Raw genomic sequence first — 9,739 nt, forward strand, 5'->3', positions numbered from 1 at the left:
TTCATAAGCGATGATCGGGGTGACGCCAGCGGGTTTCGCCATCACCGAATTGCCGGCCACAAGGGCGGCCGCCACCTGACCCGTGAAGATCGCCAGCGGGAAGTTCCAGGGGCTGATGCAGACGATCGCGCCGAGCGGTGCATGCGCTGGACCGAGCGTCTTGCGTGCCTGGTCGGCATAATAGCGCAGGAAGTCGATCGCTTCGCGGACTTCGCCGACCGCGTTGGCGGCTGACTTGCCTGCTTCTCGCATGGCGATGGCCATCAGTATCTCGATGCGGGCCTGCATTATGTCGGCGGCTCTATCAAGGCAGGCTGCTCGCTCACGAGGCGACAACGCAGCCCATTCTGCGACACCATCGGCAGCCATACGTGCAACTCTGGGCGCATCGTCAACCTTGAGCTCCGTAACGTGACCCACGATATCGGAGTGATCGGCCGGATTGGCAATCGGCCGTGTCTCACCGTCCTGCGAGCCGTCGGCGAGTAACGGCATGGCATGGAAGTATCGGGAAAGGGTGGCGGCGAGATTAGCGGAAAGCTCCGACAAGGCTGCTTCATTCGAAAGGTCAATCCCCTTCGAATTGAGCCGGTCCTTTCCGAAAAGCGCAGCCGGAAGTGCGATCTGGTCATGCGGCATGCCGACCACGGGCATGGCTTCGACGACGTCCACAGGATCTGCAACAAGCTCATCGACCGAGATGTTTGGATCAGAGATGCGGTTTACGAACGATGAGTTTGCGCCATTTTCGAGAAGGCGGCGGACGAGATAGGCGAGCAAGGTCTCATGCGTGCCGACTGGCGCATAGATGCGGCACGGTCGATTAAGCTTGGCCTTGCCGACGACCTCGTCATAGAGCGGTTCGCCCATGCCGTGCAGGCATTGGAACTCGTATTTTCCAACCTGAAATTCCGGACCGGCCAGATGATATATCATCGCAAGCGTTTGCGCGTTGTGAGTGGCAAACTGAGGGAAGACTAAATCGACGGCAGCGAGCAGCTTGCGCGCACAGGCAATATAGGAAACGTCGGTATGAACCTTGCGGGTGAAGACGGGAAAGTCTTCAAGGCCGTCGAGCTGTGCGCGTTTGATTTCGGCATCCCAATAGGCGCCCTTGACCAGCCGCACCATCATCCGGCGACCGGAACGGCGGGCAAGATCAATGATGTAGTCGAGGACGAAGGGGGAGCGCTTGCCATAGGCCTGCACCACGAAACCGAGACCGTTCCAGCCGCTGAGATCCTGGTCGAGGCTCAATTCTTCGAGTAGGTCGAGAGAGAGTTCGAGCCTGTCGGCCTCCTCGGCGTCGATGTTGAGACCGATCTCGTACTTCTTTGCCAGGAGCGCGAGCTGCTTTACCCGCGGCAGCAATTCGCCCATCACGCGGTCTGCCTGAGCGCGGGCGTAACGTGGATGAAGCGCCGAGAGCTTGATGGATATTCCAGGCCCTTCATATATGCCGCGGCCATTGGAGGCCTTGCCGATCGCATGGATCGCTGCCTCGTAATCGCGATAATAGCGTTCTGCATCTACAGCAGTTGTGGCAGCTTCCCCGAGCATGTCATAGGAGTAGCGGAAGCCGCGGGCTTCGAGCGGCCGGGCGCGCTTCAGTGCTTCGTCGATCGTCTCACCGGTGACGAACTGTTCGCCCATCATGCGCATCGCCATATCGACGCCACGCCGGATCACCGGCTCGCCGGCGCGCGCGATGAGACGAGTAAGCGCTGCAGCCAGGCTGCGGTCGTTGACGGTGGACGTCAGTTTACCGGTGACCACAAGGCCCCAGGTTGCGGCATTCACAAACATCGACTTCGTGCCGCCCAGATGCGACTTCCAGTCTCCCTCGGCGATCTTGTCGCGGATCAATGCGTCGCGGGTTTCAGCGTCGGGGATGCGCAGCAGGGCTTCGGCAAGGCACATGAGGGCGACACCCTCCTGGCTTGAGAGAGAATATTCATGCACAAGCCCCTCGACCCCGGTACCCTTGTGCTTGGCACGCAGGGCTTCGATGAGGCTGCGCGCGGTCTTAGCCGCATCGGCCTTCGCCCAGGAAGGCGCCCGTGCCGCTTCTACGAGGGGAGGAAGGCATTCGGGCTCGGGACGACGATATGCTGCGGTGATTGCCTGTCGCAGGGGCGTCTGTGCTCTGATTGGTGGTGCAAACAGCGAAAAAGGCATCGGGTTCGGCAAAGTGTTGTCCTTGTGGATTTTGTCGGATTGGCTCGACATTTTGGTGCCTTTCAGTTCGCTGTGTTGGATGCCGATTGCGTTGTAAGCGTCAGTGATGCGGTTGGAGGGGTATCATGCGCGCCCGTTCCGAAGTCCTTGATCTCCGGAGAGGCGTGCAGCGCGGCACCGTGCGGTCGTAAGCGCCGCGCACAACCTCAACCTTGCGAAAGCGGAGCTGAACGATCTCGCTGCCGCCCTTCGGGAAGTCGTCGCGGATGTCGGTGGGAACCTTCTTGCCCGTCATCTCTTCGAGTGCCTGCGTGTTTTGAAAATTGCGGCGTTCCCGGCTGCGACGCTCCATGAGACCGAATGGAATATGCACCACGTTCATTACTTCTTCAAAATACGACAAGATAATGCCACTTGCATCACGAAAGCATCGGGTCGGATCAAACTCCGCCCGCCCGGTCGGGTGCCGAAACGAGGCCATACGTCGAATTGTACGCCTGGATGCGTTCAACAAACCTTCCGGCAGGGGAAGGCAGGCGAGCGCGCGGTCCATGTAAGTCTCGACACGCTTCAGAAACGAATCTCTGTGGTTGCGGATCCTGTATTCTAACGGGGCTGGTCAGGGTGGCATTCCTCCTCAGCAAGCAATCCACACTAGCACGCACGATCAAGGCATTCAGACTTGATTTTACTGGTTTATAGCCTGTATGGATTTATTGTTGCGCGCGGAGCTGTGTGAAATGACTAAAGATGAGCATGAAATTAGTGAACTTGACCTATTCGACAGGAAGATTCTCGAAGCGCTCTCCGACGACGGAAGGATGTCGATCACCGATCTTGCGGCGCGCGTCGGGCTTTCTAAGACGCCTTGCCAGCTGCGATTTAAACGGCTCATTGTTGACGGCTACATTGAAGGGTTCAAAGCCGTCATCAACCCCTCGAAACTGAATCTGGAGCATATAGCCTTTGCGGAGGTCAAACTCTCAAACACTCAGGAAGATGCGCTTCGCGCCTTCAATGCGGCAGTCAAGAAGATCAAGGAAGTCGAGGAATGTCACATGATTGCCGGACGCTTTGATTATTTGCTCAAGATCAGGACGCGTGACATACGCCGCTATAGACACGTACTTGGCGAACGGATTTCAAACTTGCCGTTTGTGGCGAGCACATCGACGAATGTCGCCATGGAAACGGTGAAAGAGAACTGGAGCGGGTCTAGCTACGCAAGCTAGCGCCCGGCTACGGCTTCCGCATGTTCTTTTAGCGTTATGAGATTGGCTGGACATACTCGAACCTTGCACGATTTTGCGTGTGGCCGGTGCGTTTTATGTCAACGGTCGGCACGGATATCGTTGCCGGATTGCGTCATCGTGGGCGCGGTCAGCTTGCCTGGGTCGTCATCGGACTTTTCAGAATTGGACAAATGCTCGCGACGAGGACCCGCCACGCCTGTGGCGGTCTCTCGTCAAGGTTCAATCCGCAGGACGTGTGCCGCCGCGATTTTGTCAGGCGGAGGACGCTTCCCATCCAACCGACGTGGATGGCGGCGCCTGATGCCTGACTGCGTCCGTTTCGGGTTGAAGGAGGCTTATGGTTCTGTGCACGTCAGTTCGACCTGCGCCTCCGATCGCCGCCGATGCATCTTTTTGGGGCCTGAAGCGTTCCCCACGCACAGCAAGGAGACGCACCATGGCCAGGCGGGAATTCACGAATACCGGCATGGGCAAGCGCTACATGCCCAGCGACAAAAACCTCCGCTCCCTGTCAGCCGATAGTCGCCGCAAAGCCAAGGGAGCGGACGACGATCGCGAAAACGCACTGAGGCAAAGGCAATGACGAACATCCGTTTCAAGGGCTTTGACAGTCCCACCCAGCTTCGTGAACACCTTGCGGACGTGGAGGAGGGCGCCTCGGCCGACGATCCGGCCGAAGACCTACCAGGCGAGGATGAGCTGCAATCGGCCCTGCGGGAGGTTGCCTGGCTCCGGAAGGACGTTGCCGACCTGCGTGAGCAGCTGGCCCCGTTCCCTGGTCAGCTCAAAGCCGAGGGGGGGAGCCGCGTCGGCGCCGATCCGTGGCTTCGCATGGGAGTAGCGGTTCTTGCCGCGATCGCGCTCGCACGATGGGTGCTTCATCTTCGCCAGGGTGCGCCAGGCATCCCTGCGGCGATGGTTCCGGCCCGCATCGATCGCGATCGGTGGTAGCTAGGTCCGCTGCCGTGGATTTCATCCAGACTGTGCCTCAGGATCTCCCATCGGTTAAAGGGACGCTCCTCAGCACGCGCAGAACATCTGGCATCAGCACGCCGACGCTGCCATAAATGGCTTCATCATTGGAGGCACATCATGCAGAGGAATGCGCCGGACTTCAGCCTTGGGGGCAAGGTGACTTTGGTGACGGGAGCGAGCCGTGGCATCGGTCGAGCTTGCGCGCTTGCCTGTGCCGCAGCAGGCTCCGATATCGTTTTGGGGGTCCGCGATGTCGCAGCGTCGGCGGGCCTGGTTGCCGAAATCGAGAGCGCGGGACGAAAAGTTCTCCCAGTTAAACTGGACATTCCCAATAAGGCCCATATCGCGCAAGCCGTCGACGGGGCGCTTGCGACGTTCGGTCGGATCGACGTCCTCGTCAACAACGTCGGCGTAGCTCCGGGCAATCTTGCGGAACTCGTTGAGGAGAAGGACCTTGACGAGATACTCGATGTCAACATCAAGGGCACCTTTCTGATGACGCAGGCAGTAGGCCGTCACATGATCAAGCGCAATAGAGGCCGGATCATCAACATCAGCTCACAGGCCGGTACCGTGGCACTGCGCGGCGAGGCAATCTATTGCATGAGCAAGGCGGCAATTAATCACCTCACGCGCTGCCTTGCAGCCGAATGGGCACGCTATGATGTCACCGTAAATGCCGTATCGCCGACGTTCATCCACACGGATGGTACAGCACCTTTTCTAGCCGATGCCGACAATCGCAAAGCGACGCTCGCTCACATTCCACTAGGCCGGATCGGTGAAACCGATGATGTGGTGGGTGCCGTAGTCTTCCTTGCATCACCGGCTGCGAGCCTCATCACCGGCGCGAACCTGCTGGTGGACGGTGGATGGTCTGTCGCCTGAGGCCGAGGCGCTCCTGCAGCGCAAGTCTTATGCAGACGAGAACAACGTTTGCCCGGATAAGATCGCCTTGCGTCATCGGCGCCGACGTAGCGGACCTCTCCGTCTCGGCCCGATCCGGCAACAGCGATAGCATTCTTCAGCTTGGCAACATCGATTCCGACAAAAGCTTCTCTATAATCTGCCAGGCTCGTCCTCCTATCGTGAGGATCGGCTCGGCCTATCCGAGCAACCCTCGCAAGACCAGTGTAGGGCGAGCCACCTCAGGCACGAAGACGGACATTACGGTCTTACACTCATTCGAGGCCGGCGAGGCCGTCTATCGGTCACTGGGGTTCGAGATCGCGCGAGAGATGCCGTTGAAATTCTCGTCCCCCAACAGAAAACACCGCTTTTGCAGGACGGCGCATTACCTCGCTGAGCCGCCAGTGCAGGCATTAGCTAGCACTGAACGAGTTCGATTGGCCGATCACAAGGTCGAAGGACTGCCGGCGACAGGCGGCTGGCCTGCGCTATCCTGGAGTTCCACCTCCTGGCTTTACCCCACAGTTCCGTGGCGCTGTTTCCTCGGCCCCAATGCGGTCGAGCCGGAGGATGATGACTGTCAAGGCGTGGGAGGGAGCGCCTTATCGATCTTGAGGCGTAACAGAAGCAAGTGGCAAAATTTATTATGTGTCGCTCCGCTTCAACAAGTAATCCAGGCCGCCGGCGCGGTACCAACGATAGGCGTAAGGTTCGAGCACCATATGGTGCTTACCCTTCTCGTCGGCGCGACTGTCACTGTCGTCGGCTATGTCAATCAACAGGTGGCCGGCGTCATCGAGGCCGGCGTCGAAGGTAATCTCCACCGGCTTGGCGTGGAAGTTGTGGATGATGACAACGGCATTATTCAGCCACTCGTAGCGGACGGCGAGCACGCCGCGATTGTTGCAATCAAGAAAGCTGATCTCCCCCCACCCGACCGCGGGTGCCTCCTCGCGCAGGCGGATCATCCGCTCGGTCCAGTTAAGCATGGATTCCGGATCACGGCGCTGGAAGGCAACATTTATATGGTCGAAACCGTAGGGGCCCTTCGAGATGACCGGCAGGACCGGCCTGTCGCTCTTGGTGAAGCCACCCTGCGGCTCGTTCGACCATTGCATCGGCGTGCGGGCGCAGTTGCGCTCCGGCAGCGACAGGTCGTCGCCCATCCCGATTTCGTCGCCATATCGCAGAACTGGTGTTCCGGGCAGCGAGTACATCACACTGTAAGCAAGCCTCAGGCGGCGCATATCACCGCCGAGCATGGGGGCGAGGCGTCGACGGATACCGCGCTCGTAGAGCTGCATCTCTTTATCCGGGCCAAAGGCTGTAAACACCTGCTGGCGCTGCTTCTCCGTCAGACGACCCAGATCCAATTCGTCGTGGTTGCGCAGGAAAATGCCCCATTGACCGGTCTGCGGGCGTTCCTGTGTGTCATGCATCGCCTTGGCGAGCGGTCGGGTGTCTGCGCTGGCAAGCGCATAAAAAAGCGCCTGGTTGACGTGGAAGTTGAACATCATCTGCATGCGGTCACCGTCGTCACCGAAATATTGCAGGTTCTCCTTCGGCACGACATTGGCCTCAGCCAAGATGATGCTGTCGCCCTTACGCCACTGCAGGAATTCGCGGAAGGTTCGCAGCATGTCGAACTGTTCCTTCGGCACTTTCACGTTGGCGCCCTTTTCGGCGATAACGAAGGGCACGGCGTCCATGCGGAAGCCGGAAACGCCAAGTTGGATCCAGAAACCCATGATTTTCAGGATTTCCGCCTGAACATGCGGGTTTGCGGTATTGAGGTCCGGCTGGAACTTGTAGAAACGGTGAAAGTAGTACTCGCCGGATTTTTCATCATGCGTCCATGTCGCCTTCTGGACACCTGGAAACACAATTCCTTCATCGGCGTTGGCGGGTTTGTTCTTCGACCAGACATACCAGTCGCGATAGCGCGAGTTCTTGTCCGAGCGGGCCGCTTTAAACCATGGATGTTCATCGGATGTGTGATTGACGACGAGATCGATGAGCACGCGAATTCCGCGTTGCTTGGCTCCGTGAGTGAATTCGACGAAATCGCCGAGCGTTCCGTAACGGGGATCGACGTTGTAGTAGTCAGAAACGTCGTAGCCATCGTCGTGACCCGGAGAGGCCTGGAACGGCATCAGCCAGATCGCGGTGACGCCAAGCCCGGCCAGATAATCCAGTCGGCGCTGAAGGCCTTGGAAATCGCCGATGCCATCGCCATTGGCATCCATGAAAGTCTCAACAGAAAGGCAGTAGACGACGGCGTTTTTGTACCAGAGGTCGTTGATCACAAACATGCTCCTTGGGAAGTGGTGGTCCGGGGAACGAAGCGTGCGAGCAGGAGAAAGGTTCCCCGGTTAAGGTCGGTATGTCTTGCTCAGTTGATGCCTTCGGGTTCCATCGCCCCAACCGTTTTCCGCTTTTCGGCGAGCGTCAGCAGGCTTTCCCGGATAGGGTCAGTATCTATCGCCGCGGGACGAGTGCTTCATTCTGGTTGATGAGTTTTAGCGCATCCTTGGGACGGACCACATCTGCGACCCTTCCGAGGCTCGAAGACGACCGCGCCCTCGACGCCCGATGACCAACCTGGACGTGAGCAGGTGCTGCAAGAGAACCATGTGTATTCGGGGACCCTCGGGCCAACGCAGGCAAGCCCGAGGATTCGTAGTGGAAGGAACGCCTTGCCGAACGCTGAGGCGTAAAAGTCTACCCGTTCACAAGGGCAAGCTCCTGCTCGCGGTAACGGCTGCCGGTGACCTTTGTCGGAGCGAGCGCCTCGCCGATCTGTTTGAGCTCATTGTCCGACAAGGTGATGTCGGCTGCCGCAGCATTTTCTTCCAAATGCTTGAGCTTGCGCGCGCCGGGGATCGGCACGATGAAGTCGCCCTGATGCAGCACCCAGGCCAGTGCGAGTTGCGCCGCCGTTACGCCCTTTGCCTGCGCCATGTCCTTCAACGAGGCGACGAGGGCAGCGTTCGCGGCCATTGCGTCAGCTTGAAAGCGTGGCAGGTTCTTGCGCCAGTCATCGGCACCAAGTTCATCGGGTTTATTGATTGCGCCGGTCAAGAGACCACGACCGAGCGGACTGTAAGGGACAAAGCCGATGCCAAGCTCGCGGCAGACCGCCAACACCTCCAGCTCCGGATCCCGGCTCCACAGCGAGTATTCGCTCTGCACCGCCGCAATTGGGTGCACATTATGAGCGCGCCTTATCGTGGCAGCGCTTGCCTCCGAAAGGCCGAGTGCTTTCACTTTGCCTTCCTTGACGAGGTCCGCCATGGCTCCGACAGTTTCCTCAATCGGCACGTTGGGGTCGACGCGGTGCTGGTAGAAGAGGTCGATCTGCTCGATTCCGAGCCGTCCGAGAGAGGCCTCTGCTACTGCCTTTACATGTTCGGGGCGGCTGTCGACGCCGACCATGCGCGACGGCCCTTCGCCCTCATCGGTGATCTTGAAGCCGAACTTGGTTGCGATCACGACGCGATCCCGGTGCGGTTTCAAAGCCTTGCCCACCAGAATTTCATTATCGAAAGGACCGTAGACCTCTGCAGTATCGAAGAAGGTTACGCCGATCTCGACAGCGCGGTGCAGCGTGCGAATGGCGTCTGCCTCATCCTGACCGCCATAGGCGAAGGTCATCCCCATGCATCCGAGGCCCACCGCCGAGACGTTGAGTTCGTTTCCGAGCATCCGTTTTTTCATCACTGATCTCCTTTTATGATGAATGGAAGATAGGACAAGGAAGGTTGTTCGTTAATTCGCCTGGAAATTCACACGCTGTTCTATAGAATGGAACAATGGACAGAAGTCGCCTACCTCAACTTGCAATCTTCGCTACCGTGGCCGCTTGCGGGGGATTTCGGGGGGCGGCCAAGGAGCTGGGGATAGCACCGTCTGCTGTGAGCCACGCCGTCTCGAGCCTGGAGGCTGCTCTGGGAGTTCGGCTCTTTTCTCGCACGACCCGAAGCATCGCGGTAACGGAAGAGGGCGCGCTGCTTCTAAAACGGCTGAGGCCGGCGCTGGGCGAGATCGATCTGGCGCTTGATGCGGTAAAGGAAATCAAAAACCGTGTAGCCGGCAATCTTCGCCTCAGCGTGCCACCCTTTGCGGCGCATTGGCTTTTGGCGCCACGCCTTGCGGCTTTCAGCAGGGCTTACCCGGGCGTCGTTCTGGAAGTCCGGGTCGAGGAGCCGTTCAACGACATCGTCGCTGCGGGCCTTGATGGCGGCATGCGCCTCGGAGAGAGCCTGGACCCGGATATGATCGCCGTCAGAATGAGCGCTCCTATGCGGGCAAGCGTCGTTGCTTCACCCGCTTATTTCGAGGAAAAGACCGTGCCGGTCCATCCGCGTCAACTGATGGATCACGCTTGCATTCGGCGCCGATTTGCCAGCGGACAGGTCTATAGA

General features: G+C 58.8%; 9 protein-coding genes and 1 pseudogene. 5 read left to right on the forward strand and 5 right to left on the reverse strand.

Translation table 11 applies throughout. The annotated features are described in order from the left end of the window. Both putA and C9413_RS21000 read right to left on the reverse strand, forming a co-directional pair. The coding region (gene putA / locus C9413_RS20995) for a bifunctional proline dehydrogenase/L-glutamate gamma-semialdehyde dehydrogenase PutA (RefSeq protein ID WP_170250855.1) at window positions 1-2,229 on the reverse strand (2,229 nt) is incomplete at its 3' end. Between the two features lie 49 nt (window positions 2,230-2,278). Then, window positions 2,279-2,731 carry a hypothetical protein gene (locus C9413_RS21000; protein ID WP_133938599.1) on the reverse strand — a complete coding sequence of 151 codons (453 nt, stop codon included), beginning with the start codon at window positions 2,729-2,731 and terminating at the stop codon, window positions 2,279-2,281. 187 nt (window positions 2,732-2,918) lie between these two features. Between C9413_RS21000 and C9413_RS21005 the strand changes: the two genes are divergently transcribed. From C9413_RS21005 to C9413_RS21020, 4 genes are all read left to right on the forward strand, one after another. After that, window positions 2,919-3,410: an Lrp/AsnC ligand binding domain-containing protein gene (locus tag C9413_RS21005; RefSeq protein ID WP_040115836.1), complete on the forward strand. Its 492-nt coding sequence runs from the start codon at window positions 2,919-2,921 to the stop codon at window positions 3,408-3,410. A 457-nt stretch (window positions 3,411-3,867) separates the two neighbouring features. Next, window positions 3,868-4,014 carry a hypothetical protein gene (locus C9413_RS21010; protein WP_166677368.1) on the forward strand — a complete coding sequence of 49 codons (147 nt, stop codon included), beginning with the start codon at window positions 3,868-3,870 and terminating at the stop codon, window positions 4,012-4,014. Then, the gene (locus C9413_RS21015; protein WP_040115834.1) at window positions 4,011-4,382 is read left to right on the forward strand and encodes a hypothetical protein; all 372 of its coding nucleotides are present in this window, start codon (window positions 4,011-4,013) and stop codon (window positions 4,380-4,382) included. Before C9413_RS21010 ends, C9413_RS21015 begins: the two co-directional genes overlap by 4 nt. A 141-nt stretch (window positions 4,383-4,523) precedes the next feature. Further along, complete coding sequence (locus C9413_RS21020; protein WP_040115833.1) at window positions 4,524-5,294, forward strand: glucose 1-dehydrogenase; 771 nt, start codon at window positions 4,524-4,526, stop codon at window positions 5,292-5,294. Between the two features lie 68 nt (window positions 5,295-5,362). Here the strand turns inward: C9413_RS21020 and C9413_RS33670 are convergent. The 3 genes and pseudogenes from C9413_RS33670 to C9413_RS21030 all read right to left on the reverse strand — a co-directional run. Continuing rightward, a pseudogene (locus tag C9413_RS33670) lies at window positions 5,363-5,479 on the reverse strand (IS110 family transposase); the annotation flags it as partial. Window positions 5,480-5,959: 480 nt separating this feature from the next. Next, a complete protein-coding gene (locus C9413_RS21025) occupies window positions 5,960-7,621 on the reverse strand; it encodes an alpha-amylase family protein (protein WP_170250856.1) in 1,662 nt (553 codons plus the stop codon). Window positions 7,622-8,036: 415 nt separating this feature from the next. After that, window positions 8,037-9,032, reverse strand: coding sequence for an aldo/keto reductase (locus C9413_RS21030; protein WP_040115831.1), 996 nt, complete (start codon window positions 9,030-9,032; stop codon window positions 8,037-8,039). Window positions 9,033-9,127: 95 nt separating this feature from the next. On the opposite strand from C9413_RS21030, the gene C9413_RS21035 reads away from it, so the two are divergent. Next, window positions 9,128-9,739: LysR family transcriptional regulator (locus tag C9413_RS21035; protein WP_170250857.1), on the forward strand; the 612-nt coding region annotated here is incomplete at its 3' end.

The organism is Rhizobium sp. SEMIA 4085, from assembly GCF_013004495.1.
Taxonomy (GTDB): Bacteria; Pseudomonadota; Alphaproteobacteria; order Rhizobiales; family Rhizobiaceae; genus Rhizobium; species Rhizobium gallicum.

What these genes read in the sequence shown, in the direction of transcription:
- C9413_RS21020 (WP_040115833.1), top strand. Translation starts at nt 4,524, where the DNA reads ATGCAGAGGAATGCGCCGGACTTCAGCCTTGGGGGCAAGGTGACTTTG.
- C9413_RS21015 (WP_040115834.1), top strand. Translation starts at nt 4,011, where the DNA reads ATGACGAACATCCGTTTCAAGGGCTTTGACAGTCCCACCCAGCTTCGT.
- C9413_RS21010 (WP_166677368.1), top strand. Translation starts at nt 3,868, where the DNA reads ATGGCCAGGCGGGAATTCACGAATACCGGCATGGGCAAGCGCTACATG.
- C9413_RS21005 (WP_040115836.1), top strand. Translation starts at nt 2,919, where the DNA reads ATGACTAAAGATGAGCATGAAATTAGTGAACTTGACCTATTCGACAGG.
- C9413_RS21030 (WP_040115831.1), bottom strand. Translation starts at nt 9,032, where the DNA reads ATGAAAAAACGGATGCTCGGAAACGAACTCAACGTCTCGGCGGTGGGC.
- C9413_RS21000 (WP_133938599.1), bottom strand. Translation starts at nt 2,731, where the DNA reads ATGGACCGCGCGCTCGCCTGCCTTCCCCTGCCGGAAGGTTTGTTGAAC.